Below are 26037 nucleotides of genomic sequence, written 5' to 3'. Positions count from 1 at the left end.
GTTGCCGGGCGCTCAGCGGCCGGGTTCGTCGTTCCACAGCAGCTTGTGCAGCTGCATCTGGAAGCGCACTGGCAGGCAGTCGGCGACGATCCAGTCGGCCAGTTGCTGCGGATCGAGCTGATCCTTGCTGGGCGAGAACCAGACGGTGCAGCGGGTATCGAGCGCACGTTGGCGCAGTTGCTCCACCGCCCAGTCGTAATCGGCGCGCGAGCACAGCACGAACTTGATCTGATCGTGCGCGGTCAGCTGTTCGATGTTGCTCCACAGGTTGCGCGCTTCTTCGTCCGAATCCGGGGTCTTGATGTCGACGATGCGCGAAACGCGGGTGTCCACGGTGGAAATGTCGATCGCACCGGAGGTTTCCAGCGACACCACGAAACCGGCTTCGCACAGCCGCTCCAGCAGCACCACGCAGCGCTTCTGCGCCAGTGGTTCGCCGCCGGTGACGCAGACATGGCGCACGCCAAAGGCACGCACCTGGGCGACGAGTGAATCGATGCTGCGCCATTCACCGCCGTGGAAGGCGTAGGCGGTATCGCAATAGGTGCAGCGCAGCGGACAGCCGGTCAGGCGCACGAACACCGTCGGCCAGCCCGCGTCACGGGCTTCACCTTGAAGTGAAAGGAATACCTCGGTGATGCGCAGCCGCAGCACGTCGGTGTCTGCGGGGTCCATTCCGCTTGTCCGCCTTATTGCCGGTTTTCCAGCCGCAGCGCACGCAGCCGGCCCTGGGCCAGACGTGCAACGGTGCTGTCCGGATACGACTGCACGACCTGGTTGAGGGTGTCCTCGGCCTGGGTCCAGTTGCGCAGTTCGTAATGGCTGTAGCCCACCTTGAGCAGGGCGTCGGGCACCTTGTTGCTGTTCGGGAAGCGCGCCAGCAGGGTCTCGAACGCGTCCAGCGCGATCTGGTAGTTCTGCGTCACGTAATACGATTCGCCCAGCCAGTACTGCGCATTGGGCGCGTACTCGCCATCGGGAAAGCGCTCGAGGAAAGACTGGAAGCGGCGTGCGGCCTCGGCGTACTGGCCATTCTTCAGGGCTTCGAACGCGGCGTCGTACGCGGCGCGCTCGGCCGCCGGATCAGCGATGACCGGCTCCTGCGTCTGCAACGCATCGCTTTCGGTACCTTGCAGCGCGACGCCGGCATCCACCGGAGCGCGAACCTCAGGCTCTTCCATCACCACCGAGCCGACGATGCCGCCCATCTGGCTGCCACCCGCGGATCCCGGCTCCGGATCGATGAAGCGTCCGGACTGTCCGCTACCGCTTTCAAGGCGTTCAAGACGTGAATCGAAGTCGATGCCCAGATCGCGGCTTTGCCGTTCCAGCTCGCGCAGCTTGAAATCCTGCTCCTCCAGCATTCCGCGCAGCACCTGGACCTCGGTCTGCAACTGGCTGATGCGGTTGAGCAGTTCGACACTGCCGGCCTGCTGGCCCGAACCGCCAGCCTGCTGCTGTTCCAGCCGTGCCACGCGATCGGCCAGGCTCAGGCGCCCATCCTGGGCGGTTGCAAACGACGCAGCGGCGGCCCAGAGGGCCACCGCTACGCTTGCACATCCAATGGTGCGAAGAAACGTCATCGCTTACTTGGCGGTGTAGACGATCTCGACGCGACGGTTCTGGCTCCAGCACGATTCGTTCGAGCTGGTGCAGACCGGGCGCTCTTCGCCGTAGCTGACCACGTTGAGCTGGCTGCCCGAACCACCACTGGCTTGCACAGCTGAAGACACCGCGTTGCCGCGACGCTCGCCCAGGGCGTGGTTGTATTCACGCGTGCCGCGCTCGTCGGCATTGCCTTCCAGCGTGATGCGGGCCGACGGACGGTCCTGCAGGTACTTGGCGTGGCAACCGATGATCGCGGTGAATTCCGGCTTCAGCGCATCCTGGTCGAAGTCGAAGTAGACCACGCGCTGGCGCAGGCAGGAATCGGTGTCCAGATCTTCCGGGCTGTAGCGGCCATCATCGACCACCGGGGTCTCGACCGGTGCCGGCGGCACGTACGGCTCGGGCTCGGGCTCGGGTGCCTTGGTCTGCTTGGTGCAGGCCGCCAGCGACAGCATCAGGACGGAGAAGAGGGCAAAACGCAGTGTCGTGTTCATGAAACAGATCCTTGCAAGGATGAGGTAATCGGGTGGTCAAGCTGATTGTTGGAGAAGCCCGTCCAATAAACTTACCGCTGCCTGAATGGCGACCAGGCGGGCTCCCGGACGTCACCATCGGCCAAAACCAGACGCTGCCGCACCCGCGCATCCGCGGACACGACATAGAGCACGCCGCGCTGATTTTCACGCGTGGCGTACAGGATCATGCTTCCATTCGGGGCAAAACTCGGCGATTCGTCCAGATTGCCCGGGGAGATCAACCGCGTCTCCCCTCCGCTGCCGTACCTGCGATCCAGAACAGCGATACGATAAACGTTTCCGGCCCCTTGCGCCATAGCGATACGGCCTTCCGGCTCGATCGTGGCACGCGCGTTGTACTGTCCGCTGAAGGTGACGCGGCGGGCTTCCCCACCCTCGATGGCGACCTCGTACAGCTGCGGCTTTCCGCCGCGGTCGGAGGTGAAGATGATGCTGCGGCCATCGGGTGTGAACACCGGTTCGGTGTCGATGCTCCAGTGGTTGGTGAGCTGGGTCAGGGCGCGGCTGGCCAGATCCATAACGTAGATTTCCGGGTTGCCGGTACGCGACAGCGCCAGCGCCAGCTTGCTGCCGTCGGGTGAGAATGCCGGTGCGCCGTTGATGCCCTTGAAGCTGGATACCACCTCGCGCGCGCCGGTGGCGATCTCCTGGATGTAGATCGACGACGCGCCCCGCTCGAAGCTGACATAGGCCAGACGCTTCCCGTCCGGACTCCAGGCCGGCGACATCAGCGGCTCACGCGAGCGCACCACGGTCTGCGGGTTGTGGCCGTCGGCATCGGCGATCATCAGCGAATAGGTGGTGTCGCGGCCCAGGCCCACGGCGGTGACGTAGGCCATGCGGGTCCAGAACGCGCCGCGCGTGCCGAGGATCTTCTCGTAGACATGGTCGGCCACCTGATGCGCGATGTCGCGCATGTTGCCGGGCCGGCCACTGAGCGCCAGGCCGAGCATGCGCTCCTGCTTGGCGACATCGAACAGTTCGAACTCGGTGCGGTAACCGCCGGCCGGATCGTCCAGTACGCGGCCCACCAGCAGGTAATCCTGCCGCAGCAGGCGCCACGTACCGAAATTGACGTCGGACTGGCGCAGCGGGCGTTCGACCAGATCGCGGTCGGCCAGCGTGCGGAACGAGCCGGAACGGTTCAGATCGGCCCGCACCACGGCCGCCAGATCGACATCCGGTGCCACCGATGCCCCCAGATAGTCGAACGGCACCACCGCGATCGGCAACGCTGCAGCACTGCCGCTGATCGGGTTGATTTCCAGGGTCTGGGCATGCAGGCCATGCAGCGGGACGAGCAGGAATGCGAGCAGCATCAGCAGACGATTCATCGGGTGCAGACCTCGATCGGATAACAGAATGGGACGATGAGCTTGCGCTCGAAGACATCTTCGTAGCCACGGTACGGTAGCGGCTCACGCATGAGCGAGGCCTCAATGGAGCGACGTGTCATCTCATCGGTCTGGCAGCGGGAAAAATCCACGCCGGTCACCTGGCCGCCGACCATCTGGGTCACGCCGATGTAGCAGCGCAGGCCCGGACGCAGATTGTCCGGGCGCAGCCAGTTGCGATCGATCTGTTGCTGGATCGCCAATGCGTAGCGCGCAGCCAAGCCATCATCGGTGCCCTGGTTGCCGAGCCGGTCGGACAGCGGCTGGTTCGAAGCTGGCGCGGCCGCAGGCGTTGGAGCCTGGGTGGCAGCCTGTTCACGGCGGTCGGCCAGTTGCTGGAGTTTTCCCTCTTCCATCCGGCGGCGCTTTTCCGCCTCCTCACGCTGACGGCGGATGTCGGCCAGTTGCTTGTCGCGCTCGGCCTGCTGCTGGGCCAGACGCTGGCGCCGTTCGGCGGCTTCCTTTTCGCGCTGCTCTTCCAGCTGCACCTGTTCCTGGCGGCGGCGTTCTTCCTGTTCGCGGCGTGCGTTTTCGGCGCGTTCCTCGGCTTCGCGCAGGACCTTCTCCTGATCCACGGTATCGGGCCGGGTCAACGGCGCCTGGGCGTCAGGCTGTTCGGGTTCGGGCGAATCCTGCGGGCGTGGCTCCGGGCGCGGCTGCGGCGGGGGCGCGGTCTCCTGCTCGGCACGCGGGGCCGGGCGCGGCGGCGGGGGTGGTGCAGATGCCGGTGTGGACAAGGCTTCGGTCAGCACTGCTTCGATCGAGCCGCCGGCCACCGACAGCGGTGGACGCTCGCGCTGGAACAGCATGCCGACAAACATCAGGCCGAACAGCAGCAGATGCAGGCCGATGGCCAGCACGACCGAGGTGATCCTGTCGGCACGGGTTTCCATCGCAGGGTCAACGCGCGCCGCTGGAGGCCGGCTCGCCCCGGAAGGTGATGCGGCTGGCGCCGGCACGCTGCAGCGCCGCCATCGCGCGATAGATCAGCGAGTAGGAGGCATCCATGTCGCCATCGATGAAGACCGCGGTTTCCGGGCTCTGGCGCACAAAGGCGGCGATGCGCGTTTCCAGCCCTGCCTCGTCCAGTTCTTCCGCCGGCTGGCCTTCGAGCTTGAGCAGATAGCGGCCGTCGCGGGTCACGCCCACCACGACCGGATCCTTCGGCGCCTGGATGCCGCGCGCATCGGCCTGCGGCAGCCTCACGTCCACGCCCAGCTGCAACAGCGGCGCGGTGACCATGAAGATGATCAGCAACACCAGCATCACGTCGATGTAGGGCACGACGTTGATTTCGGCATTGAGCTTGCGGCGCCTGCGGCGGGTCATCATCGACGGGATACTCCAGGCAAGGCCCACGGCGCCAGGACGCGCACGGCGGGCATGCTTTCAACGTGGAAGACAGGGAAACGGGGCTGCATGCGGCGGCTCAGAATTCATCCTGCGACTGGCGTTGCAGGATCGAACTGAACTCCTCGGCGAAGGCCTCGTAACGCACGTTGATGCGGTCCACCTTGGTGGCGAAGCGGTTGTAGGCCCACACCGCCGGGATCGCCGCGAACAGGCCCATCGCGGTGGCGATCAGCGCTTCGGAAATACCCGGCGCGACGGTCGCGATCGTGGCTTCCTTCATCGAGGCCAGCCCGTGGAAGGAGATCATGATGCCCCACACGGTGCCGAACAGGCCGACGTAAGGGCTGATCGAACCGACGTTGGCCAGCAGTTCCAGATTGCTTTCCAGCGCGTCCACTTCGCGTGCCAGACTGGCCCGCATCGCGCGCTGCGCGCCTTCCACCTGGATGCGCGAATCCGAACCGCGCTTCTGCCGCAGCCGGGCGAATTCGCGGAAGCCGGCCTCGAAGATCGCGGCCAGCCCGGTCGGACGCTGGTCGCGTCCGGAAACATCGCGGAACAGCGCGGCCAGATCACCACCGGACCAGAAGCGCTCCTCGAAATCATCGGCCTCTTCGCTGGCGCCGCCCAGCACCTTGCGCTTGCGGAAGATGATGACCCAGGACGCGATCGAGGCCAGCAGCAGCAACAGCATCACCAGCTGCACCGGCAGGCTGGCATGCAGGATCAGTTGCAGCGTGTCCAGTTCGGCACTGACAGGGGCCGGCGGCAGGCCGGAGACCGCAGCCTCGCCCAGGGCTTCGGCAGCGGCCGGGGCCGCCGTCTGCAACATCGCCAACAGCATCATCGATCACACCTCATGCGAAATTTGCTTGAACCGCTCCCGCATGCCATCAGGCAGCGGGCGCGGACGGAAATCCGGCGCCGACAGGCAGGCCACCTTGACCGTGGCCGTCAGCAACACCCGCGCATCGGCGTCACGCACGATGCGCTGTTCAAACACCAGGCTGGCGCGGCCAAGAGATGACACGCCGACCAGCACCGACAGCGCATCGTCCAGCCGTGCCGGCGCGAGAAAATCCAGTTGCATGCCGCGCACCGCGAACACCACACCCTGCTGCTCGCGCAATGTCTGCTGTCCGATGCCCAGGCTGCGCAGCCACTCGCTGCGCGCGCGTTCGAGGAAACGGACATAGGACGCGTGATAGACCACACCGCCAGCGTCGGTATCTTCCCAGTAGACGCGTATCGGATGGCTGAACGGCGAGGATTCGGAATTGGCAATTCGGGATTGGGAAAGCGACGCGCTGGCATCGCCAGCTTCGCAGGCATCGTGGGCCATCAGAACAGCTCCCCCGATTCCCCACTCCCAACTTCCGAGTCCCGCACCTTGGACCCAAGTCCAAGGTGCTGATACGCCTTGGCGCTGGCCATGCGGCCGCGTGCGGTGCGGACCAGATAGCCCTGCTGGATCAGATACGGTTCGATCACGTCTTCCAGCGTGCCGCGCTCCTCGCTCAGCGCCGCGGCCAGTGATTCGATCCCGACCGGGCCGCCGTCGAAGCTTTCGATGATCGTGCTCAGCATGCGCCGGTCGAGTTGGTCGAAGCCTTCCGGATCGACCTTCAGCATCACCATCGCGGCATCGGCGATGGCGCGCGTGATGACGCCATCGCCCTTGACCTGGGCGTAGTCGCGCACCCGCCGCAGCAGGCGGTTGGCGATGCGCGGGGTGCCGCGCGAGCGGCGCGCGATTTCGGCCGCGCCTTCCGGCTCGCAATCAATGCCCAAAATGCCGGCCGAACGCCGCACGATGCGGGTCAGTTCTTCCGGCGAATAAAACTCCAGCCGCTGCACGATGCCGAAGCGGTCGCGCAATGGCGCGGTCAGCAGCCCGGCGCGGGTCGTGGCGCCGATCAGCGTGAAGGGCGGCAGGTCGAGCTTGATCGAACGTGCGGCCGGGCCTTCGCCGATCATGATGTCGATCTGGAAATCCTCCATCGCCGGATACAGCACTTCCTCGATCGCCGGCTGCATGCGGTGGATTTCATCGATGAACAGCATGTCGTGCGGCTGCAGATTGGTCAGCAGCGCAGCCAGATCACCGGCCTTCTCAATCACCGGGCCGGAGGTCTGGCGCAGGTTGACGCCCAGCTCGTTCGCGATGACATGCGCCAGCGTGGTCTTGCCCAGCCCGGGTGGGCCGAACACCAGCACATGGTCGAGCGCCTCGCCGCGGCGCTTGGTCGCTTCGATGTAGATCTTGAGCTGCTCGCGGACCGCCTGCTGGCCCAGGTATTCGTCAAGCGAACGCGGACGGATATGGGCCTCGGAGTTGGCGTCCTCGCTGGTGGCGTCGGCGGCGATGATGCGGTCGGAAGTCATCGCGGCATTGTGACCCAAATCCGGCCCTGCGGCGCAGGCATATCACGCGCGGACAGCCGCAGGTTCATTTCAGCGCGGCGCGCAGCGCCTTGCGGATGATGGCCTCGGCATTGTCGCCGTCCGCTGCGGCCTGACGCGCCATGCGCGCAGCTTCCGGCGTCTTGTAGCCCAGCTGCTGCAACGCCACCGTGGCCTCGCCCAGGGCATCGGCCGGAGCGCTGCGTTCGGCCGTCGTCACGCCGGGAGCAGCACCGGCAAGGCCGTCGAGCTTGTCGCGCAATTCCAGCACGATACGATCGGCGGTCTTCTTGCCGATGCCGGGGATGCGCGACAGTGCGGCGGTATCGCCGTCCTTCACCTGGCGTGCGAAATCGGCGACGCTGCTGCCGGACAGGATCGCCAGCGCGATCTTCGCGCCGATGCCGGTGACCTTCTGCACATCGCGGAACAGGCGACGCTCGCTTTCATGCAGAAAGCCATACAGCGAAACACCATCGTCCTTCTGCGCGTGATGCACGAACAGCACCACTTCGCGCCCGAGTTCGGGCAGGTCGTAGATGGTGCTCATCGGCGCTTCCAGCTCGTAACCGACGCCGCCCACATCCACGATCAGCCACGGCGGCTGCTTGTGCACCAGAGTGCCTTTCAATCGTCCGATCACGCTGTGCTCCTTTCCGCACGATTGCGGCGTGTGCCGCGCCTACTTCCGTCCCCAGGCCTGCCGCACATCCACGCCGATGCGGCGCGCGGTGGCGCGCACATGCGCGTGGGTCACGGCCACCGCCAGCGCGTCGGCGGCGTCGGCCTGGATCTTGCCGGGCAGGTTCAGCATCAGGCCGATCATGTGCTGCACCTGCTCTTTCTGCGCGCCGCCGGTGCCGACCACGGCCAGTTTGATTTCCTTGGCGGCGTATTCGTGGATCGCCAGATCGCGCAGCACCACCGCGCTCATCGCGGCGCCGCGCGCCTGACCCAGCTTCAGCGCCGAATCCGGGTTGCGCGCCATGAAGACCTTTTCGATCGCCACTTCCTGCGGCGCATGCAGCTCGATCAGTTCGCGCAATCCGTCCAGCAGCAGCCGCAGCCGCTGCGGGAAGGAATCGGCCGCCAGCAGATTGAGGGCGCAGTGGTGCACATGACGGATGCCGCCGGCGGTATCGACATCGATGATGCCCACGCCGGTGCGCTGCGAGCCCGGGTCGATGCCCAGGATGCGGGTCGTGGCCAGTACCGGCTTCATCGCCGCCGGACCAGATCAGTCCTCATAGGCCTCGGCCGGCAGATCGGCATTGGAATAGACCTCCTGGACATCATCCAGATCCTCCAGCCAGTCCAGCAGCTTGACCACGGTGACAGCGGTATCACCCTCGACCGCGATATCGTTGTCGGCACGCAGCGTGACTTCGCTTTCATCCGGCTTCAGCCCGGCGGCCTCGAACCCGGCCAGCACGGCGTCGAAGTTTTCCGGCGCTGCGATCACTTCGATCGAACCATCTTCCGGATGCACCACCACATCGTCGGCACCAGCGTCGATCGCGGCATTGGTGATCGCGTCCTCGTCGGCACCAGGCGCGAACGAGGCCACGCCGAGCTTCTTGAACATGAAGGCGACCGAGCCATCAGTGCCCAGATTGCCGCCGAACTTGTTGAATGCGTGCCGCACCTCGGCCACGGTGCGCATCCGGTTGTCGGTCATCGTGTCCACGATCACCGCGACGCCGCCGGGCGCATAGCCTTCGTAACGGATTTCCTCGTAGCTGACGCCTTCCAGTTCACCGGTCGCCTTCTTGATGGCGCGCTCGATGTTGTCCTTGTTCATATTGGCCGCCAGGGCCTTGTCCATGGCCAGGCGCAGGCGCGGATTCGAACCGGGGTCACCGCCACCGAGGCGGGCTGCCACGGTGATTTCGCGGATGATCTTGGTGAAGATCTTGCCGCGCTTGGCATCCTGCTTGCCCTTGCGGTGCTGGATGTTGGCCCATTTGCTGTGTCCTGCCATGGTGGAACCGTCGGTACGTGTAGTGGAAACAGCCGACGATTCTACAACGGCAGGCAGCCCGCCGGCCGTGGTGCGCTACTCCACCATCACCACGCCCAGTGCGTCGATGCGGAAGCTGCGCTCCGCCACTGCGGAAGCAGCGTGCGCATGGCTTTCACCTTCCCCATGTGCGTGGTCATGATCGTGTGCATGGCTGTGGTCATGGTCATCTCCATGATCGTGCCCATGACCATGGCCATCGCCGGCCTGCAACACGCCGTACACCAGCGCTTCGCCACGCAGGTCGCGCGGCATCATGAAGCCGTAATCGCGCGGCATCACCCGGGCCGAGTGGCCGTCCAGCTCCAGCTTCGCCCAGCAACCGCGCTTTTCGCAGACCTCGACGATGCGGCCCTGATACACGCGCGGCTCGTTCATCGCGGCATCGAACGAGGCCAGCGCCTGGTCCAGCGGCAGCGCCTGCTGTTCGGGCACCGTCTCGCCCCAGCTTTCGGGTGCATCCAGCGCAGTTCCGGCGTGCGCCAGCGGCGCGAGCAACAACAGCAATGGCAGGCAGCGGATGGACATGGCGCACAACTCCTTCAAATGAGAACGAGAATCATATTGTATTGGGTGGATTTCATGTCGAATGCTACACCTGCCGGCGGTTGGTGAAAGCGGCTGATCCAGTTGCCGAGCTAGCCGCACCCGCGTATGTTTTACGTGAGTAAAACAAAAGGAACGGCCATCATGAGCTGTGTCGCCACCCTCCGCCGCTCCGGCGGCTCCATCATCCTCTCGATTCCCAAGGCCATCGCTGACACCCTGGCCGTGGATGCCGGCTCGGTGGTCGAGCTGACCGTCTCTGGCGACAGCCTCTCGGTGACGCCGGCGCGGCGCAGCCTCGCTGATCGGCTGGCGAAAAGCCCGACATCCCCGGACCTGTGGCAGCGCGACACCGACTGGCTGGAGGACACCGCTCAAGGAAGGGAGGCGCTGTGAGCCGCGCCATCCCGCAGCGGGGCGACATACTCGAGCTGAGCCTGGACCCGACCCAGGGCCGCGAGATACGCGGCTCGCGCCCGGTGCTGGTGCTGTCGGCCGATGCTTTCAACAGCGCCTCGGGTCTGCTGCTGGTGGCCCCGATTACCCAAGGTGGAAGCGCCTCGCGCGAGACCGGTTTCAGCGTGACCCTGATGGGAACCGGGCTGCGTACCCACGGCATCGTGCTCTGCGACCAGACCCGCACCGTCGATGCCCGGGCGGGGACGTTTCGGCATCTGGAAAAGGCGCCAGCCCATGTGGTGCAGGAAGCGCTGGAAGCGGTTCGGGCGATTCTCGAATAGCCGGACGAAATGTCCCCGCCCTTGCCGCCACCGCGTCACGCTTCCGCTTCGAAACCACCGCCACGCAGGAACGCACCCACCTGCCGCGCCGCATCGCGCGAGAACAGCAGGCCGGAATGGCTGGCGTGCACCGTGGTGTGGGCACGCAGGCCGGGCCAGCGGGTTTCGGCGACACTGACGGTGCCATCGCCGGGGCCATCCAGCCCGCCCAGCATGCGCCCGACGCCGCGTGCCGATGTGCCGGCCACGGCGGCAACCTGTGCAGTTGCCGACCACGGGAATGCCACACCCGCCGTCAGCAGCTCGCGGCTGCGTCCGGTCATGAAGCCCAGACCGCGCCGCTCCAGGCCTGCCGCCACCAAGCTGCCGGCCAGCGGCGAACCCAGGCACACCACGCGGCTGACGGGAATATCCGACGCTTCGCGCAAGGCTTCCAGCACCATCAGACCACCGAGGCTGTGCGCCACCACCGCGTCGGCGCTGGCCATCGCCTCGCGCAGACGCGGCAGGGTCGGCTGCGGGCCGCCAGAGACGCCGGCATATCCCAGCCAGCGCGGCGAGAATCCTTCGCCCGCCAATTGTTTCGCCAACCAGCGCATCGACCAGCCCGGCATCCAGATGCCCGGCACCAGCAGCACCCGTGCCGGCCGGGCCGGCGCCATTGTTTTCACCTGCGGGAAGATTGCTGCGGATTTTTCCATCGCATGAGTCTAATCCGGGCTGGCTGCGCGCCTGTTGAACCGCCCTCACCCAATCGCTCCTGCGGAAGCAACCCGCCGCGACAGCACTTTCCACACGATGTCCGAATATCGGGATCTTGGGCAGGCTTACTCCCACAAACCGCCGGCAATCCGGATTCCGCTCCGTATGCGCCCTGCTTTCCTGACGGCGCGGTTGATCATGCCCAGCTCACCTTGATAACTGTTATCAAGACCCTTAGGCTGGCGATCCGTCCAACGCAGAGCACGCCATGATCAGTGCAGAACTCGGTAAACCGCTGGAACAATTCATCAGCGATCTGGTGGCAAGCGGACGCTATGGCTCCAAGAGCGAAGTGCTGCGCGAAGGGGTCCGGCTGATCCAGGAGCGCGAGGCCCGCTTTGCCGTGCTGGATGCAGCGATGGCGCGCAGCCTGGAGGATGCTGAAGCCGGCCGCACGCAATCGGCCGAGGCCGTGTTCGACCGGCTTGAGGCCAAGTACGCGGCAATGGCGAAAACCACGGCATGAAGGTGCGGCTGACGCAGGAAGCCGAAGCCGATCTCGAAGCCATCGCGGACTGGATTGCGCGTGACAATCCGGGCCGGGCCGTAAGCTTCATGCAGGAACTGCGCGCCTGCTGCCTGGCTCTGGGCGATGCACCGCTGGCGTTCCCGCTGGTGCCACGCTACGCGGACATGGGCGTACGACGCCGGGTCCATGGCCATCATCTGGTGTTCTATCGCGTGGAAGCCGGGCAAGTGGTCGTGCTGCACATCCTGCACGGCGCGCGCGATTACCTGCCGCTGCTGTTCCCCCGCGAGCCATGATCCTGCGCTGTCTCGATATGCTCATCGGTCACGGATGGGGCCGGCGGCCATTGCGGGGTAAAGTGTGGATTCCCCGCCCCACAAGGTGACCCTGCCCGTGAACCAACCTCCCCGCATCGCGTTCCTCGCCAGCCGCACGCCGGAAGGACAGGCGCAGCTGGCCGAGCTGGAACAGCTTTACGAGCAGGTGTCGCCGGACGAGGCCGACATCCTGGTGCCGCTGGGCGGCGACGGCTTCATGCTCCAGACCCTGCACCGGCACATGGGTCTGGGCAAGCCGATCTACGGCATGAAGGCCGGCAGCGTCGGTTTCCTGATGAACCACTTTTCCACCGAAGCGCTGATCGAACGGTTGCAGGCGGCCGAGCGCACCACGTTCAAGCCGCTGGAAATGGTCGCCGTAACCGAGGCCGGCGGCAGCGTCGGCGCGGTCGCGTTCAACGAGGTGTCGTTACTGCGCCAGACCAAGCAGGCGGCCAAGGTGCGGATCCATCTGAATGGCAGGGTGCGGCTGGAGGAACTGGTCTGCGATGGCGTCTTGGTGTCCACGCCGGCCGGCAGCACCGCCTACAACCTCTCCGCGCACGGCCCGATCCTGCCGCTGGCCAGCGACCTGCTGGCGATGACGCCGATCAGCCCGTTCCGGCCGCGCCGCTGGCGTGGTGCGATCCTGCGCAACGACACCGAGGTCAGGTTCGAGATTCTGGATCCGTGGAAACGCCCGGTCAGCGCCACCGCCGATTCGTTCGAAGTGCGCGACGTGGTGGAAGTGACGATCCGCGAATCGAAGGACAAAACCGTCACCCTGCTGTTCGACCCCGAACACAATATGGAAGAGCGCAATTTCGATGAGCAGTTCACCGTCTGACCCGGCCGTGATCGAACTGAACCCGCATCTGGCCGCCGCGCCGGGCGAGGAGCGCCTGGTGGTGGCGCTGTCGGCACGCGCGCTGTTCGATCTGGAAGACAGCCACGCCGTGTTCGAAGCCGAGGGCGTGGACGCCTACGCCGCCTATCAGCGCAGCCGCGAGGACGAGCCGCTGGAACCGGGTATCGCCTTCCCGCTGGTGAAGAAACTGCTGGCGCTCAACGCACTGGGCAAACCCGAACTGCCACGCATCGAGGTCATCCTGCTGTCGCGCAATTCGTCGGACACCGGGCTGCGCATCTTCAACTCGATCGAGCGCAGCGAACTGGAAATCGTACGCGCGGCCTTCACCAGCGGTGCGCCGGTGTGGCCCTACATCAAGCCGTTCGGCGCGCACCTGTTCCTTTCCGCCAATCCGGAATCGGTGCGGGCTTCGCTCGACAACGGCGTCGCCGCCGCGACCATCCTGCCGGCGCGTGCCGCAGCGCGCACCGACAGCCAGTTGCGGGTCGCCTTCGATGGCGATGCAGTGATCTTTGGCGATGAATCCGAACGCATCTCGCGCGAGGACGGGCTCGAAGCCTTCGCCCGCAACGAGCGCGAACTGGCCGCGACGCCGTTGTCGGCCGGGCCGTTCCACGGCTTCCTGCATGCGCTGCACCAGATCCAGATCGCGTTCCCGCCGGAAAACTCCCCGCTGCGCACCGCGCTGGTCACCGCGCGCTCGGCACCGGCGCACAAGCGCGTGATCCTGACCCTGCGCCAGTGGGGCGTGCGGCTGGACGAGGCATTGTTCCTCGGCGGGCGCGACAAGGGTCCGTTCCTGCGCGCCTTCGGGGCCGACATCTTTTTCGACGATTGCACCCACAACATCCAGAACGCGGCCCGGCATGTCGCCGCCGGGCATGTGCCGCACGGGGTGTCGAATCCGCGATGAGCCGATTCACCGGAAGCGCGGCCCATGAAGACAGTCCGCGCGGCGCGCAATGCAGCGCTCGCCATCGCGCCGGGCAAGGCGGGAACACCATGCTGCGGGCCACCGTACTGGCTGCACTGGCCGCGCTGCTGCTCGCCGCCTGCGCCGGACAGGCGCCCAAAACCCCGGCCGGCCCGACCCCGGCCGAAGTGCGCGCCGAGATCGTCCGTCGCATCCCTGCCAACGCCCCTGATCGCGACGGCTGGGCTGCCGACATCCAGATCGCCTTCCAGGCCCAGTCGATCACGCCGAATGCGGAAAACATCTGCGCCGTGCTGGCGGTGCTGGAACAGGAATCCGGCTACCGCGCCGACCCCTCGGTGCCGAATCTGGCGAAGATCGCACGCAAGGAAATCGAAGACCGCGCCGCCGCGCTGCACATCCCGAAATTCGCCGTCGCCGCCGCGCTGAAGCTCAAATCCACCGATGGCCGCAGCTACGAGGAACGGCTGTCGAAGGTGCGCACCGAACGCGAACTGAGCGCGCTGTACGACGATCTGATCGGCCGCGTGCCGCTGGGCCAGCGCCTGTTCGGCAAACGCAATCCGGTGGAAACCGGCGGCCCGATGCAGGTCTCGATCGCATTCGCGCAGGCCAACGCGCGCGGCTACCCGTATGCGGTGGACGGCAGCATCCGCAACGAAGTCTTCAGCCGGCGCGGCGGCATGTATTTCGGCATCGCACACCTGCTTGGCTACGACACGCCGTACACCCGCAAGGTGCATCGTTTTGCCGACTACAACGCCGGACGTTACGCCAGCCGCAATGCCGCCTTCCAGAATGCGGTCAGCCAGGCCAGCGGGATTCCGCTGGCACTGGATGGCGACCTGCTGCTGCCCGGCGCACCGCTGGACCAGCCCGGCCTGACCGAAGCCGCGGTGCGTTCGCTCGCTGGAAAACTCGATATGACCCCCCGCCAGATCCGGCGCGAACTGGAACGCGCCGACCGGCTGGAATTCAGTGATTCGGCCCTGCACCGGCGCGTGTTCGAACTGGGCGAAGCAGCCGCCGGCAACGCGCTGCCGCGTGCCGTGATTCCCGGCATCCGGCTGGAAAGCCCGAAGATCACCCGCGAACTGACCACCGAATGGTTCGCCACCCGCGTCTACGACCGCTATCGCCACTGCATGCAGCGCTGAACCACTCCGACCCACGCACTGCTGCCGGCAGGACAAGCCATCAACGACACCGCCAACAGTGACCAGCCGCCGGACAGCATGCCGGCGTCGCTGCGCTACCCTACGGAATCCGGCCATATCAGCCCGATGCCCATGCCAGCCAACCGCACACCATCATGATCCTGTTTATCGGTCTGCTCCTTGCCCTGCTGCTGGCATGGGCCATATCCACCTACAACCGCCTGATACGGCTGCGCAATCAGGTGCTCACCGCCTGGTCGGATATCGATGTGCAACTCGCGCGCCGGCACGATCTGGTGCCACAACTGGTCAGCGCGGTACGCGCCTTTGCGGCACACGAAACCGCCGCCTTGCAGGCCGTCACCGCGCTGCGCCAGCGTGCCCTCGCCACGCATACCCGGCCGGAACTGGCGCAGGCCGAGGAGGAGTTGCAGCGCGCCATCGACCACCTGCTGGCGCTGGAAGAGTCGTATCCGGAACTGAAAGCGAGCGGCAATTTCCTGCAATTGCAGCGCGATCTGGTGCAGGTCGAAGAACAATTGCAATACGCCCGCCGCTTCTACAACGGTGCGGTGCGGGATCACAACGATGCGGTCGAACGCCTCCCCACCCGGCTGCTGGCGCGGCCGATGGGTTTTCCGGCGGAAGCATTCTTCAGTGCCGATCCGGCCCGGCGCATCGCACCGGACGTGGCACAACCATGAGTCGCGCAACCTTGTTCCAGCTGCTGCTGGCTTTGGTGCTGTGCACCGGCAGCGCACCGCTGTTCGCGCAGGAACGCATTCTCTCGCACGACAGCGAGGTGCTCATCCATCCCGACGGCAGCATGGACGTGACCGAACACATCAGGGTGCGGGCCGAGGGCCAGAACATCCGCCGCGGTCTGACGCGGGATTTCCCGACCGGTTACATCGACGGCAACGGCAACCGCGTCCGGGTCGGCTTCGAGGTGTATACGGTGTTGCGCGACGGTGAACCGGAGCCGTGGTTCACCGAGACGCTGTTCAATGGCATACGGCTGAACACCGGCGACGACAACTTCCTGCCGGTGCCGGGCGAATTCACCTACACCTTCCGTTACCACACCACGCGCCAACTGGGATTTTTCCAGGAGCACGACGAGCTCTACTGGAGCGCCATCGGCACCGGCTCGATCTTCCCGATAGAGACGGCCACGGTCGAGGTGCAGCTACCGTATGAAGTGGATCCCGAAGCCATGCGGATCACGGCCTATACCGGAACCTGGGGCAGCCGCGACCAGAACTGGGAGGGCGCAATCACGGCACCGGGTGTTGCACGCTGGCAGCTGACCGCCCCGCTGAAACCACGCGAAGCTTTCACCATCGTGCTGGGTTTTCCCAAAGGCGTGGTCGAAGCACCCGGCCCGCTGCGCAAGTTCTGGTGGCTGCTGACCGACAACCGCGCCGGCCTGATCGCGCTGCTCGGGTTGCTGGCGGTGCTGGGCTACGGCCTGCCGCGCTGGCACCGGATCGGGCGCGATGCAAGGCCCGGCCCGGTGGTGGTGCAATACAACCCGCCCGATGGCCTGCCGCCGTCGATGCTGCGCCTGATCGAAAGACGCCATCCCGACATGCGCGGCGTCTCGGCCGATGTGCTGGCGCTGGCGGTTGCCGGCAAGTTGCGGATCAAAGTGGAGAAAAAGGGTCGAAGGGCGGAAACCTGGCGCCTTGAACGCACCGATGACAGCGAGGCAGGTGATACCGCAGATGACGCGCTGGCACCCGGGCTGGAACCGCTGGCACGCGCGCTGTTCCGCAAGGAGCCGCATCTCACCCTGGATGACAGCGGCGCCAGCCGCGCCCGCACCATCTTCTTCGCCCATCAGCAACGTATCCGCCGGATGCTCAAGCGCCTGTATGGCGGGCGCCTGTATCAAAGCAACGGCAGCAGCGTGCTGATCGTTCTGGGAATCGCCGTGGCTTTCAGCGTTGCGGCGCTGGCTATCGGCCATGGCACCGGCGGCGGCCAACTGCTGGCCCTTCCGCTGGTGGGATTGACCATCGTGGCCGCCATCGTGCTGGCCCTCCTGCTGCCCGCAGTCACGCCGGAAGGCCGCGTCCTCCGGGACCGTATCGAAGGTTTCCGCCGTTACCTGAGCGTGGCGGACCGTGAAGAACTGAAGCGCCTGCAACCGCCGGGCACACAGGATCCGATACTGGATGAGCAGCGTTACCAGTTTCTTCTGCCCTATGCCGTGGCACTGAAGGTCGAGGACGCCTGGACCCGCAAGTTCACCCTCGCCGTGGGCGCCAGCGCCGCTGCCGCAGCCACTTCGACGATGGCCTGGTACAGCAGCAATGGCCGTCCGGTGTCCGATATGGGCGCTTTCAGCAGAGCGGTCGGCAGATCGCTCACAACCCGGATCGATCACGTCGCCACACCCCCGGGAAGCGGTTCGGGATTCTCCGGCGGCTCTTCCGGCGGCGGCGGTTTCTCCGGCGGTGGTGGTGGTGGCGGCGGGATTGGCGGGCGCTGAACTGCGCCAGCGCAGCTGATCCAGGTCATGGCCGGCCACGGCGAACAGCGCCAATCTGGAGTCCGACCCAGACAAGAGGAACGTGGCGACATGATCGCAACCCCCAACCCATCGATCGACATCGACGGCGTACTGGTGGCGCGCGCACTGGATCTGGAAGTGGAGCGCTTCCGTCAACTGATGGCCGACGGCAGGATTTCCGTGCTGTGCGAACGCGGCACCGGCGAAGACCTAGGCCGCTACCGCGCCAGCTTCTATTTCGGCCGCAAACGTGCCCGTTTCCTGCTCGACACCGAAGGTCAGCTGCTCGGCAGCGGCTGAACCGGTCACGCCATACACTGGCACCAGCCGCCCCGGCTGCCCCCACGAACGCACCGGCATGGACATCCCGCCCCGACCCGCTCCACCGTGGCAGGTGGAACACTGGTTCAACACCGCGCAGGCGCCGACGCTGGAATCGTTGCGCGGCAAGGTCGTGGTGCTGGAAGCCTTCCAGATGCTGTGCCCGGGCTGCGTCAGCCACGGCCTGCCACAGGCGCAGCGTATCCGCGCCACCTTTTCGCCCGAAGATGTCGCCGTGATCGGCCTGCACACCGTGTTTGAACACCACGATGCAATGCGGCCGGTGTCCTTGCAGGCCTTCCTGCACGAATACCGCATCGATTTCCCGGTCGGCGTGGACCGCCCCGGCGACGGCGAGCCAATCCCGCAGACGATGCGTGCCTACGCCATGCGCGGCACCCCGACGATCATCCTGATCGACGCCCAGGGCCGGTTGCGGCACCAGCATTTCGGCCAGATCGGCGATCTGGTGCTGGGCGCACAGATCGCGTTGCTGATGCAGGAAGCGCGGCACGGCACAGCAACGCCAGGCCCATCACGCGCGTAGAATCCGCCCGCAGGGGACACATGCCGCGCCCGGACCACCGGATACGCGGGCGCGACACCACCGCTCCGGGGGCAACACCATATGCCGCACCGCATTTGCATTTTCCGCTGGCCCCTCCTGCTGGCAGTCGCCGCCGGCCTGTCGCCCACCGCCGCAGCACAGGTGGCGGATGATCCACCGGCCTGGGTGCTGACCTCCGCAGACAGCCTGCGCAACAGTCCGCTGCGCCACCTGCCCGCCAGCGAGCGGCGCGACAGTCTCGGCACCGCGCTGAAACTGCTGGAACTGGATACCGCCCAGCAGCATCTGCTGACCGGACACCTGCATCACCGCGAAGGCCGCTGTGGCGGTTATTTCGCATTCGAAAGCCGCGCGGAAGCCGAGGATTTCCTCGCACGCGAGCGCTCCCTGCAGGCCCTGCTGGCCCCGGCCGGCAGCGGCTACACGATCGACAACGCCGCCACTATCGAGCCCTGGTTTCCGCAGGTGGCCGAGGCCAACATCCGCGCCACGATCGAGCATCTTTCCAGCTACCAGAACCGTTACTACGCCAGCCCGCACGGGCTCGATGCCGCACTCTGGATCCACGACCGCTGGGCCGGACTGGCGGCCGGCCGGAGCGATGTGCAGGCCGAACTGTTCACCGCCTGCACGCTGTGTTCGACCCAGCCCTCGGTGATCCTGACCGTGACCGGGACGGAGCTGCCGGACGAGGTGGTCGTGGTCGGCGCGCACCTGGATTCGATCCGCTCGGGCGCCGGCAGCAACCCGGAACAGTTCGCGCCCGGCGCCGATGACGACGCCTCCGGCATCGCGGTGATCACCGAGGTGATCCGCATCGCGCTGGACAGCGGCTGGCGACCGAAGCGCAGCGTCAAGTTCATGGGTTACGCGGCCGAGGAAATCGGCCTGCGCGGCTCGCGCGCGATCGCCGAAAGCTACGCCGCTGACGGCGTCAATGTGGTCGGTGTGCTGCAACTGGACATGACCAATTACCACGTCGGTGTGGCCTACCATCTGCACTTCATCAGCGACTACAGCAACGGCCCACTGCTGAACTTTTCGCGTGAGCTGTTCGATGTCTATCTGGGTTCGCGTGGGTTGCAACGGCGCGACCTGGCCTGCGGCTATGGCTGTTCCGACCATGCTTCGTGGACAGCCAAGGGCTTTCCCGCGGTGATGGCTTCCGAACCCGGCTCGCCCACCCAGTCGTTCTATCCCGGTCTGCACACCGCCAACGATACGCTGGGCCATGTCGGTGGCACGGCGCAGGCGAGCGTGCCGTTCGCATGGTTCGCACTGGCCTTCATCGGCGAACTGGCGAAAACCGGCGCGGAAAGCGGCCACCCGCCACTGCATGTCGACGGTTTCGAATCGCAGGATTGAGTGGCAGCCATCCCTTCGCGGCGGGCGGCCCGATATGCATCGTGCCAGCCCGGATATTTCATGAGGGGCGTGGATGATCGCGAGGGATTTTGTGCCGCTCGCAAGGCGCGACGACTCCCGGTGGCAGGCCCCACCGGGGGGAGGAGCAACACAGCGAGCGGCGCAAAAGACCCGCGAGCGCCGCGTCAGCAGAAAAGTGCGCGGGACACTTCATCCAAAGCGGAAACATGGATCAAATGGCAATCTGGTGAGGTTTGCGGGGCACTTTTCTGCGATCTCATGAAATATCCGGGCTAGGATGCGCCATGCCCGTCCGTGTACTCGCCTTCCTTCTGCTGTTGCTGCTGCCGCACGCGTTGCCGGCAGCACGCGGGATTGCACCTGATCTGCCACGTTTCGCCGCTGCCGGGCCGGGCCTGCCCAGCAGCGTGGTGACCTCGCTGGCCGAAGACAGCACCGGCTTCATCTGGATGGGAACGGCGCGCGGGCTGGTGCGTTTCGACGGGCATCGCTTCCGGCTTTACGGCAACCGCTGGAGCGCGGCGCCGGAGGAAACCTCGCTGTTCGTGCGCTCGCTGCTGGCCGACCGCGATGGTGCGCTCTGGGTCGGTACCGATTTCGCCGGGCTGGCGCGTTACGAACCGGCCAGCGACCGCTTGCTGCCGGTCGACACCGGCGCGCTGATGCCGCCGTCGTTCTCGGTCAACACGCTGGTCGAGGACGCGCAGGGACAGCTGTGGATCGGCACCGACGACCAGGGCGTGCTGGTCCGCAGCCGCGACGGGCAACTGCGGAAATTCAGCTACGGCGATGGCAGCGGTCTGCCGGACAACCGCATCGAATCACTGCTGTTCGACCACAACGGCACGCTCTGGCTGGGCAGCTGGAACGGCCTGGCCCGGCGCACAACCGATGCCCCCACGTTCACGCCGGTCGCGCTGGGCGATGCCACACCGCGCATCACCGCCCTGCTCCAAAGCGATGACGGGCAGATATGGGTCGGCAGCCGCGATGGCCGGCTGTGGCGCATCGCCGCCGGTGATGAAAACGCCATCGCACAGCCGATCGCGGATGCGGGCAATGCCGCGATCTATGCCCTGCTCCAGACCGGGCCGGACCAGCTCTGGGCCGGGCGCGCCAACGGCGTGGAGATCCGCGCCATCAGCGATGGCCGGCTGCTGCATCATCTTCGCCACCAGCCCGGCAACCCCGCCTCGCTGGCCAATGGCGAAGTCCGCGCCCTGTTGCGCGATCGCGGCGAACAGTTCTGGGTTGGCAGTTATGGCGGCGGGGTGCAGCGGCACAACTCGCGCAATACCGCCTTCCGCCTGCGCGACCGCCATGCCTTCGCCGCCGTCGATGACGCGCCGGACGATCTGAGCGTGCGCGCCATCGCGGTGCTCGCGAACGGCCGCATCCTGCTCGGCACCCAGGGGCGCGGCATCGCGGTGCTTGATGCCGCGCTGCAACCGCAGGATGTATTGCGCGATGAAAACGGCCAGCCGCTGCTGCGCGGCGTGCGTATCACCGGGCTGGCGGAAACCGTCGATGGTGCGCTGTGGATCGGCAGCGATGCGGGACTTTTCCGCCGCGCCGCCGAAAACGGACCGTTGCAGGATTTCGTATTGGACACCGGGCGCGTGCGACGCCTGCTGGCCGATCCGCGCGGTGATTTGTGGATCGCCGCCGAAGATGGCCTGTGGCGGCACCGGCCCGGCGCGACGGCACTGGAACGCAAATCCGGCGATGCGGCCACGTCGTTGCGTGGCGACATCAATGCGCTGGGTCTGGATGCCGCACAACGCCTGTGGATCGGCAGCGAATCCGGCCTCGCGCTGCTGGATGATCCCGATGCGCAACCGCGCCGGATCGAAGCCGCGCACCCGGCGCGTGGGCACAACCCGGACGTGCTCGGCCTGCTGGTCGATGACGATGGCAGTGTCTGGTTCGATACCCCATCGGGCCTGTTCCAGTTGAAGCTGGACACCGAAGGCCGCGAAACCGTCGAAGCCATCAGCAGCAGGCACGGTCTGCCCGGCCAGCCTTTCGGCGCCAATCTGCTGCGCGATGCGCAAGGCCGGCTCTGGACGCAAAGCCACGTTCTGGATCCCGCGCTGGAGCGGGTACTGACGCTGGGCCCCAGCGATGGTGTGGAACTGGGCTCGCCCTGGTTCCGCGCCTATGCGCAGACCCGCGACGGCATCCTGCTGTTCGGCGGCACACAGGCGCTGGTCGCGGTGCTGCCGGAACATTTCCAGCTTTCCGACCACGCGCCGCCGCTGGCCATCACTGATCTGCGTATCGACGGCACCAGCACGCCGCAGGCACTCGGCATGGAAGGCGTGGAACTGGTGCCCGGCCAGCGCAGCCTCGCAATCGAATTCGCCGCGCTCGATTACAACGCGCCCGACCGCATCCAGTACGCCTACCGCCTGCTGGGCGAGCGTGAGGACTGGACCACGACGACGGCCGATTACCGCGTCGCGACCTTCGCCAACCTGGCGCCCGGCAATTACCGTTTCGAACTACGCAGCAACCCGCGCGCGAGCCAGTCCGGAGATCAATTGCTGTCGTTGCCACTGCGCGTGTATCCGGCCTGGTGGCAGACCTGGTGGGCGCGGCTGGCTGCATTGGCACTGCTGTTCGTGCTGCTGCACGCGTTGATCCATCAACGCACGCGCTGGCTGCGCCGGCGCCAGCACGAGCTGGAGCAGCACGTCACCGCACGCACCCGGGAATTGCAGGATGTCTCGATCGCACTGCGTGAAAAGTCGCAGGCACTGGAGGAAGCCAGCCTCACCGACCCGCTCACCGGCTTGCGCAACCGGCGCTACTTCGCCGCCCACATCGAGGCCGACGTGGCGCAGAGCCTGCAACGCCACGACGCCGCCAGCACCGAAGGCCGCAACGCGGCGCAGGCTGATCTGCTGTTCTTCATGGTCGACATCGACCACTTCAAGCAGGTCAACGACGAATACGGCCACGCCGCCGGCGATGCGGTGCTGATGCAGGTGGCGCAGCGCCTGCACGACTGCTTCCGCGACAGCGACCATCTGGTGCGCTGGGGTGGCGAAGAGTTCCTCGTCGTCGCGCGCCACGCCACCCGCCGCCATGCCGCCGAACTGGCCGACCGCGTGGTGCAGGCCATCGGCAGCCGCGCCTTCGAACTGCCCGACCGGCGCCGCCTGCACCGCTCCTGCTCACTGGGCCAGGCAACGTTCCCACTGCAGACCGCGTTTCCCCACCAGACCAGCTGGAGCGATGTGGTGGAACTGGCGGATCTGGCGCTGTACGCCGCCAAGCGCGCCGGCCGCAACGGCTGGGTCGGGATCCACGCCGGCGCATCCGAACCACTGCCGCTGGACTGGCGCCGCCAGCTGCCGGCGATGCTGGACGCCGGCCACCTGCATCTGAGCGGATCGCTGCCGCGCGATGCGGTGCGCGCGGCGCTGGATGAAGGCCGGGATTGAGCAGGCACACCTGAACCGGCCGGCGGGCATTTCCTTACGGCCCGGCCCGAATTGATCCGTGTCATGGAAGCCTTCCGGCATCTGCTCCACCATTCCGGTACCGCCCCTGCCTTCCGGTGCCCACCATGAAATCGATCCGCCTCCTGCCGTTACTGCCGCTGATGGCACTGCTCGCCCTCGCCCTGCCCGCACATGGCGTCGAACACGCGCATCAGCACGAACACGAACACGGCCATGACCACCACGCCGCCGAATCGCACGCCACCTGGCAGGTGCCCGCCGATCACGTGCGCTGGACCCCGGATGCGGCCTTGCTGGAAGGCATGGCGCGCATCCGCAGCGCGCTGCACGATCTGGCTCCGCACGAGATCGGACGCCTGGGCCCGGCCCGGGTGATCGCGCACGCCGACCGGATCGATGCCGCGATCCAGTACCTGTTCGCCAACTGCAAGCTGGAACCGGAACCGGACGCCGCCCTGCACCACATCCTCGCGGCGCTGATGAACGGCAGCCGCGCGCTGCACACTGATCCGTCCGACAGCACACCACTGGCCGGCATGAATGCGGCGCTGCGGCACTACGCCGAACTGTTCGACGATCCGGCCAGCGCACCGCCGCACTGATCCCGTCACCGCCCGCCGCCATCCGGCCCGAAATCCCAGCGGGCCTGCACCTGCGCAACTGAAATTGCGGACTCGCTGCGCACGCCTGCACACCAGTCATTGGTGCGCCATTGTCGCCCGGCTACGATGGCGTCATGCGTGACCCGCTTCCCCCGATTCCGACACCCGAACCCACAACGCTGCGCCAGTTGCTGCGTGAGCTGGCACAGGTGCGCCCGGCACCGCCGCAGCGCTGGGCCTTCGCCTTGCGCGCGGCGCTGGCGATGGGCCTGCCGATCCTGGCCGGGATCTGGTTCGATGACCTTTCCGCCGGCCTGATGGCCACGCTCGGCGCGTTCACCGCGCTGTACTGCGCCGGCCGGCCGTATGCCTCGCGCGCGATCACGCTGGCCGTGGTCGCCTGCGCTTTCTCGCTGGCGGTGATGTTCGGCCTGTGGCTGGAAAACTGGCCCTGGCTGATCGTGCCGGTGCTGACCCTCGTCGCGATGCTGGCGACCTGGCTGTGCAATGCGGTAAGGCTCGGACCGCCGGGCGCGTACATGTTCGTACTGGTCTGCGCCGCCGGCACCGCGCTGCCGGCCGAACACACCGAAGTGTGGCAGGCCGGCGCGCTGGTGCTGGGCGGTGGCATCGGTGCGTGGGTGCTGCACACCATTGGCGCCCTGATCCAGCTGCGCGGTCCGGAGCGCCAGGCCGTGGCAGCGGCCGGGCGCGCGGTGGTGGCCTGGCTCCAGGCCGGCACCCCGCAGCACATTTCACGCCATGCCGCCGCCCGCGCGTTGCAGGAGAGCTGGCAGATGCTGGTCGGTTTCCAGCCGATCCCGGCGCGCGATGGTGGCGAGTTGGAACGCCTGCGCGGGGTCAACCGCGAACTGCATCTGCTGTTTGCCAGCAGCCTGGACGAACAGCTGTCCGACGAGCGCCGCCAATCGCTGCTGGCGCGCGCCAATGCGCTGCTCGAAGACACCATGCGCCCGGCGATCCGGCGCCCACCCTCACTTCCACTCAGTGCCATTCCGCATGGCTACCCGCGCTCGTGGACGTGGCTGCGGGAAAGTCTGGCGCCCGGTTCCAACGCGCTGCGTGTGGTGCTGCGGGTCGGCGTGGCGGCCTTGCTGGCCGGCGCGCTGGCGGCCGCGATGGAAGCCGAGCGCGCCTACTGGACGATCGCCGCCGCGGTGCTGATGCTGCATCAGGGTTTCGATTGGCCGCGCACCCTGCTGCGCAGCATCCAGCGCACCCTGGGCACCTGGATCGGCCTGCTGCTGGCCGGCCTGATGCTGTGGTGGAATCCGGCCGGGCTGTGGCTGCTGCTGATGGTGATGGCGATGCAGTTCGTGATCGAGATCGCCGTGGTGCGCAACTACGCGATCGCGGTGGTGTTCATCACCGGCGTGGCGTTGACCATCGCCTCCGGGGGGCAACCGGTCGATGACATCGGCGGCCTGCTGCTGGAGCGCGGCGTCGACACCCTGCTGGGCTGCGCCTGCGCACTGTTCGTATTCCGCCTGCTGCCGCCGCGCGCCGATGCCGGAACCCTGGTCGGCAGCATGGTGCAATGCCTGTCGGCGATCCGCCGCACCAGCCTGCTGCTGGCCTCCGGCGATGTCACCTCCACCGCCGCGCGCATCACCCGGCGCGAACTGCAACAGTGCAGCTTCCAGTTGCAGCAGGGCGTGGACGACGCCCTCGCCGGCTCGCGTGCGCAGCGGAACGCGGCCGAACTGTGGTGGCCCGGCATTTCAATCTGCCAGCGCCTGGCCTACCGCGTGCTGGCCGCCTGCTGGGACACCGAGCGCAACCTGTGTGAAAACGACGACGACAACACACCCATCGTCCATCTGCGGCCCGACGACATGCCGCCGATCAATCACGCGATCGAAGCCCTGAGCCAATCGCTGGGTTATCTGACCCCGCCGCCCGCGCTGGAACCGCTGCCGGAACTGCTGCACGCTGACCTGACCGATCTGCACGACTTCCTGCTACGCCAGATTCCCGCAATCCGCGACCAGACGCCCGCGCCGCAGGGCACGGTCTAACCAGCGTTACTCTGGTCGGCGAA

The 26037-nt window shown here is 66.6% G+C and carries 29 protein-coding genes; 15 read left to right on the top strand and 14 right to left on the bottom strand.

Annotation, left to right across the window (positions count from 1 at the left end; all coding sequences use genetic code 11):
* Window positions 1-12: 12 nt before the first annotated feature.
* The 13 genes from queE to WDB66_RS04220 all read right to left on the bottom strand — a co-directional run bounded on the left by queE (window position 13) and on the right by WDB66_RS04220 (window position 9842).
* Window positions 13-675: a 7-carboxy-7-deazaguanine synthase QueE gene (gene queE / locus WDB66_RS04280; protein ID WP_339397307.1), complete on the bottom strand. Its 663-nt coding sequence runs from the start codon at window positions 673-675 to the stop codon at window positions 13-15.
* Window positions 676-689: 14 nt separating this feature from the next.
* Window positions 690-1544, bottom strand: a complete 855-nt coding sequence (gene ybgF, locus WDB66_RS04275; protein WP_339397306.1) for a tol-pal system protein YbgF — start codon at window positions 1542-1544, stop codon at window positions 690-692.
* Between the two features lie 42 nt (window positions 1545-1586).
* Window positions 1587-2102, bottom strand: coding sequence for a peptidoglycan-associated lipoprotein Pal (gene pal, locus WDB66_RS04270; protein ID WP_339397305.1), 516 nt, complete (start codon window positions 2100-2102; stop codon window positions 1587-1589).
* 71 nt (window positions 2103-2173) lie between these two features.
* Complete coding sequence (tolB, locus tag WDB66_RS04265) at window positions 2174-3478, bottom strand: Tol-Pal system beta propeller repeat protein TolB (RefSeq protein WP_339397304.1); 1305 nt, start codon at window positions 3476-3478, stop codon at window positions 2174-2176.
* A complete protein-coding gene (gene tolA / locus WDB66_RS04260) occupies window positions 3475-4431 on the bottom strand; it encodes a cell envelope integrity protein TolA (RefSeq protein ID WP_339397303.1) in 957 nt (318 codons plus the stop codon). Before tolA ends, tolB begins: the two co-directional genes overlap by 4 nt.
* 7 nt (window positions 4432-4438) lie before the next feature.
* Window positions 4439-4870, bottom strand: coding sequence for an ExbD/TolR family protein (locus WDB66_RS04255; RefSeq protein ID WP_339397302.1), 432 nt, complete (start codon window positions 4868-4870; stop codon window positions 4439-4441).
* A gap of 97 nt (window positions 4871-4967) precedes the next feature.
* A complete protein-coding gene (tolQ, locus tag WDB66_RS04250) occupies window positions 4968-5738 on the bottom strand; it encodes a protein TolQ (protein WP_489670813.1) in 771 nt (256 codons plus the stop codon).
* 3 nt (window positions 5739-5741) lie between these two features.
* Entirely contained in the window at window positions 5742-6233 is a 492-nt protein-coding gene (gene ybgC / locus WDB66_RS04245) for a tol-pal system-associated acyl-CoA thioesterase (RefSeq protein ID WP_339397301.1), read from the bottom strand.
* Window positions 6233-7276 (bottom strand): Holliday junction branch migration DNA helicase RuvB, encoded by a 1044-nt coding sequence (gene ruvB, locus WDB66_RS04240; RefSeq protein WP_339397300.1) that lies wholly within the window; start codon window positions 7274-7276, stop codon window positions 6233-6235. The genes ybgC and ruvB overlap by 1 nt, the downstream gene beginning before the upstream one ends.
* 64 nt (window positions 7277-7340) lie before the next feature.
* Window positions 7341-7937, bottom strand: coding sequence for a Holliday junction branch migration protein RuvA (gene ruvA, locus WDB66_RS04235; protein WP_339397299.1), 597 nt, complete (start codon window positions 7935-7937; stop codon window positions 7341-7343).
* Between the two features lie 39 nt (window positions 7938-7976).
* On the bottom strand, window positions 7977-8516 hold the full coding sequence (gene ruvC, locus WDB66_RS04230; RefSeq protein ID WP_339397298.1) for a crossover junction endodeoxyribonuclease RuvC: 540 nt from the start codon (window positions 8514-8516) through the stop codon (window positions 7977-7979).
* A 15-nt stretch (window positions 8517-8531) separates the two neighbouring features.
* The gene (locus WDB66_RS04225) at window positions 8532-9275 is read right to left on the bottom strand and encodes a YebC/PmpR family DNA-binding transcriptional regulator (protein WP_339397297.1); all 744 of its coding nucleotides are present in this window, start codon (window positions 9273-9275) and stop codon (window positions 8532-8534) included.
* Between the two features lie 75 nt (window positions 9276-9350).
* Entirely contained in the window at window positions 9351-9842 is a 492-nt protein-coding gene (locus tag WDB66_RS04220; protein ID WP_339397296.1) for a DUF4920 domain-containing protein, read from the bottom strand.
* A 162-nt stretch (window positions 9843-10004) separates the two neighbouring features.
* On the opposite strand from WDB66_RS04220, the gene WDB66_RS04215 reads away from it, so the two are divergent.
* Together WDB66_RS04215 and WDB66_RS04210 are read left to right on the top strand one after the other, a co-directional pair.
* On the top strand, window positions 10005-10256 hold the full coding sequence (locus tag WDB66_RS04215; RefSeq protein ID WP_339397295.1) for an AbrB/MazE/SpoVT family DNA-binding domain-containing protein: 252 nt from the start codon (window positions 10005-10007) through the stop codon (window positions 10254-10256).
* Window positions 10253-10600, top strand: a complete 348-nt coding sequence (locus WDB66_RS04210; RefSeq protein ID WP_339397294.1) for a type II toxin-antitoxin system PemK/MazF family toxin — start codon at window positions 10253-10255, stop codon at window positions 10598-10600. Before WDB66_RS04215 ends, WDB66_RS04210 begins: the two co-directional genes overlap by 4 nt.
* A 35-nt stretch (window positions 10601-10635) precedes the next feature.
* On the opposite strand, the gene WDB66_RS04205 is transcribed toward WDB66_RS04210, so the two are convergent.
* Window positions 10636-11262 (bottom strand): esterase/lipase family protein, encoded by a 627-nt coding sequence (locus WDB66_RS04205; RefSeq protein ID WP_339397293.1) that lies wholly within the window; start codon window positions 11260-11262, stop codon window positions 10636-10638.
* Between the two features lie 308 nt (window positions 11263-11570).
* Between WDB66_RS04205 and WDB66_RS04200 the strand changes: the two genes are divergently transcribed.
* The 13 genes from WDB66_RS04200 to WDB66_RS04140 all read left to right on the top strand — a co-directional run bounded on the left by WDB66_RS04200 (window position 11571) and on the right by WDB66_RS04140 (window position 26014).
* The gene (locus tag WDB66_RS04200; RefSeq protein WP_339397292.1) at window positions 11571-11828 is read left to right on the top strand and encodes a type II toxin-antitoxin system ParD family antitoxin; all 258 of its coding nucleotides are present in this window, start codon (window positions 11571-11573) and stop codon (window positions 11826-11828) included.
* Window positions 11825-12127, top strand: coding sequence for a type II toxin-antitoxin system RelE/ParE family toxin (locus WDB66_RS04195; RefSeq protein ID WP_339397291.1), 303 nt, complete (start codon window positions 11825-11827; stop codon window positions 12125-12127). The genes WDB66_RS04200 and WDB66_RS04195 overlap by 4 nt, the downstream gene beginning before the upstream one ends.
* Before the next feature lie 97 nt (window positions 12128-12224).
* Window positions 12225-12995: an NAD kinase gene (locus WDB66_RS04190; RefSeq protein WP_339397290.1), complete on the top strand. Its 771-nt coding sequence runs from the start codon at window positions 12225-12227 to the stop codon at window positions 12993-12995.
* Window positions 12976-13932 (top strand): 5'-nucleotidase, encoded by a 957-nt coding sequence (locus WDB66_RS04185; RefSeq protein ID WP_339397289.1) that lies wholly within the window; start codon window positions 12976-12978, stop codon window positions 13930-13932. The genes WDB66_RS04190 and WDB66_RS04185 overlap by 20 nt, the downstream gene beginning before the upstream one ends.
* An 89-nt stretch (window positions 13933-14021) precedes the next feature.
* Window positions 14022-15110 carry a DUF1615 domain-containing protein gene (locus WDB66_RS04180; protein ID WP_339397288.1) on the top strand — a complete coding sequence of 363 codons (1089 nt, stop codon included), beginning with the start codon at window positions 14022-14024 and terminating at the stop codon, window positions 15108-15110.
* A 155-nt stretch (window positions 15111-15265) separates the two neighbouring features.
* The gene (locus tag WDB66_RS04175; protein ID WP_339397287.1) at window positions 15266-15814 is read left to right on the top strand and encodes a LemA family protein; all 549 of its coding nucleotides are present in this window, start codon (window positions 15266-15268) and stop codon (window positions 15812-15814) included.
* Window positions 15811-17607: a DUF2207 domain-containing protein gene (locus WDB66_RS04170; RefSeq protein ID WP_339397286.1), complete on the top strand. Its 1797-nt coding sequence runs from the start codon at window positions 15811-15813 to the stop codon at window positions 17605-17607. The genes WDB66_RS04175 and WDB66_RS04170 overlap by 4 nt, the downstream gene beginning before the upstream one ends.
* A 90-nt stretch (window positions 17608-17697) precedes the next feature.
* Window positions 17698-17928 (top strand): DUF6522 family protein, encoded by a 231-nt coding sequence (locus WDB66_RS04165; protein ID WP_339397285.1) that lies wholly within the window; start codon window positions 17698-17700, stop codon window positions 17926-17928.
* A 58-nt stretch (window positions 17929-17986) separates the two neighbouring features.
* The gene (locus tag WDB66_RS04160; protein WP_339397284.1) at window positions 17987-18496 is read left to right on the top strand and encodes a redoxin domain-containing protein; all 510 of its coding nucleotides are present in this window, start codon (window positions 17987-17989) and stop codon (window positions 18494-18496) included.
* Window positions 18497-18577: 81 nt separating this feature from the next.
* Entirely contained in the window at window positions 18578-19882 is a 1305-nt protein-coding gene (locus WDB66_RS04155; protein ID WP_339397283.1) for a M20/M25/M40 family metallo-hydrolase, read from the top strand.
* Window positions 19883-20187: 305 nt separating this feature from the next.
* The gene (locus WDB66_RS04150) at window positions 20188-23352 is read left to right on the top strand and encodes a two-component regulator propeller domain-containing protein (protein ID WP_339397282.1); all 3165 of its coding nucleotides are present in this window, start codon (window positions 20188-20190) and stop codon (window positions 23350-23352) included.
* Window positions 23353-23477: 125 nt separating this feature from the next.
* Window positions 23478-23975: a DnrO protein gene (locus WDB66_RS04145; protein WP_339397281.1), complete on the top strand. Its 498-nt coding sequence runs from the start codon at window positions 23478-23480 to the stop codon at window positions 23973-23975.
* A 134-nt stretch (window positions 23976-24109) separates the two neighbouring features.
* On the top strand, window positions 24110-26014 hold the full coding sequence (locus WDB66_RS04140) for an FUSC family protein (protein WP_339397280.1): 1905 nt from the start codon (window positions 24110-24112) through the stop codon (window positions 26012-26014).
* The last annotated feature ends 23 nt before the right edge of the window (window positions 26015-26037 follow it).

Source organism: Denitratimonas organivorans, assembly GCF_037478135.1.
In the GTDB taxonomy this organism is placed as follows: domain Bacteria; phylum Pseudomonadota; class Gammaproteobacteria; order Xanthomonadales; family Xanthomonadaceae; genus Denitratimonas.
This window is presented reverse-complemented; position numbering and strand designations above follow the sequence as displayed.

Coding starts and splice junctions, on each gene's coding strand:
- WDB66_RS04225 (WP_339397297.1), bottom strand. CDS start 9,275: ATGGCAGGACACAGCAAATGGGCCAACATCCAGCACCGCAAGGGCAAG.
- WDB66_RS04200 (WP_339397292.1), top strand. CDS start 11,571: ATGATCAGTGCAGAACTCGGTAAACCGCTGGAACAATTCATCAGCGAT.
- WDB66_RS04165 (WP_339397285.1), top strand. CDS start 17,698: ATGATCGCAACCCCCAACCCATCGATCGACATCGACGGCGTACTGGTG.
- WDB66_RS04155 (WP_339397283.1), top strand. CDS start 18,578: ATGCCGCACCGCATTTGCATTTTCCGCTGGCCCCTCCTGCTGGCAGTC.
- ybgC (WP_339397301.1), bottom strand. CDS start 6,233: ATGGCCCACGATGCCTGCGAAGCTGGCGATGCCAGCGCGTCGCTTTCC.
- ruvB (WP_339397300.1), bottom strand. CDS start 7,276: ATGACTTCCGACCGCATCATCGCCGCCGACGCCACCAGCGAGGACGCC.
- WDB66_RS04185 (WP_339397289.1), top strand. CDS start 12,976: ATGAGCAGTTCACCGTCTGACCCGGCCGTGATCGAACTGAACCCGCAT.
- WDB66_RS04220 (WP_339397296.1), bottom strand. CDS start 9,842: ATGTCCATCCGCTGCCTGCCATTGCTGTTGTTGCTCGCGCCGCTGGCG.
- queE (WP_339397307.1), bottom strand. CDS start 675: ATGGACCCCGCAGACACCGACGTGCTGCGGCTGCGCATCACCGAGGTA.
- tolA (WP_339397303.1), bottom strand. CDS start 4,431: ATGGAAACCCGTGCCGACAGGATCACCTCGGTCGTGCTGGCCATCGGC.
- WDB66_RS04180 (WP_339397288.1), top strand. CDS start 14,022: ATGCTGCGGGCCACCGTACTGGCTGCACTGGCCGCGCTGCTGCTCGCC.
- WDB66_RS04145 (WP_339397281.1), top strand. CDS start 23,478: ATGAAATCGATCCGCCTCCTGCCGTTACTGCCGCTGATGGCACTGCTC.
- WDB66_RS04160 (WP_339397284.1), top strand. CDS start 17,987: ATGGACATCCCGCCCCGACCCGCTCCACCGTGGCAGGTGGAACACTGG.
- WDB66_RS04175 (WP_339397287.1), top strand. CDS start 15,266: ATGATCCTGTTTATCGGTCTGCTCCTTGCCCTGCTGCTGGCATGGGCC.
- WDB66_RS04255 (WP_339397302.1), bottom strand. CDS start 4,870: ATGATGACCCGCCGCAGGCGCCGCAAGCTCAATGCCGAAATCAACGTC.
- WDB66_RS04170 (WP_339397286.1), top strand. CDS start 15,811: ATGAGTCGCGCAACCTTGTTCCAGCTGCTGCTGGCTTTGGTGCTGTGC.
- tolB (WP_339397304.1), bottom strand. CDS start 3,478: ATGAATCGTCTGCTGATGCTGCTCGCATTCCTGCTCGTCCCGCTGCAT.
- WDB66_RS04215 (WP_339397295.1), top strand. CDS start 10,005: ATGAGCTGTGTCGCCACCCTCCGCCGCTCCGGCGGCTCCATCATCCTC.
- tolQ (WP_489670813.1), bottom strand. CDS start 5,738: ATGATGCTGTTGGCGATGTTGCAGACGGCGGCCCCGGCCGCTGCCGAA.
- WDB66_RS04205 (WP_339397293.1), bottom strand. CDS start 11,262: ATGGCGCCGGCCCGGCCGGCACGGGTGCTGCTGGTGCCGGGCATCTGG.
- WDB66_RS04195 (WP_339397291.1), top strand. CDS start 11,825: ATGAAGGTGCGGCTGACGCAGGAAGCCGAAGCCGATCTCGAAGCCATC.
- ruvC (WP_339397298.1), bottom strand. CDS start 8,516: ATGAAGCCGGTACTGGCCACGACCCGCATCCTGGGCATCGACCCGGGC.
- pal (WP_339397305.1), bottom strand. CDS start 2,102: ATGAACACGACACTGCGTTTTGCCCTCTTCTCCGTCCTGATGCTGTCG.
- WDB66_RS04150 (WP_339397282.1), top strand. CDS start 20,188: ATGCCCGTCCGTGTACTCGCCTTCCTTCTGCTGTTGCTGCTGCCGCAC.
- WDB66_RS04140 (WP_339397280.1), top strand. CDS start 24,110: ATGCGTGACCCGCTTCCCCCGATTCCGACACCCGAACCCACAACGCTG.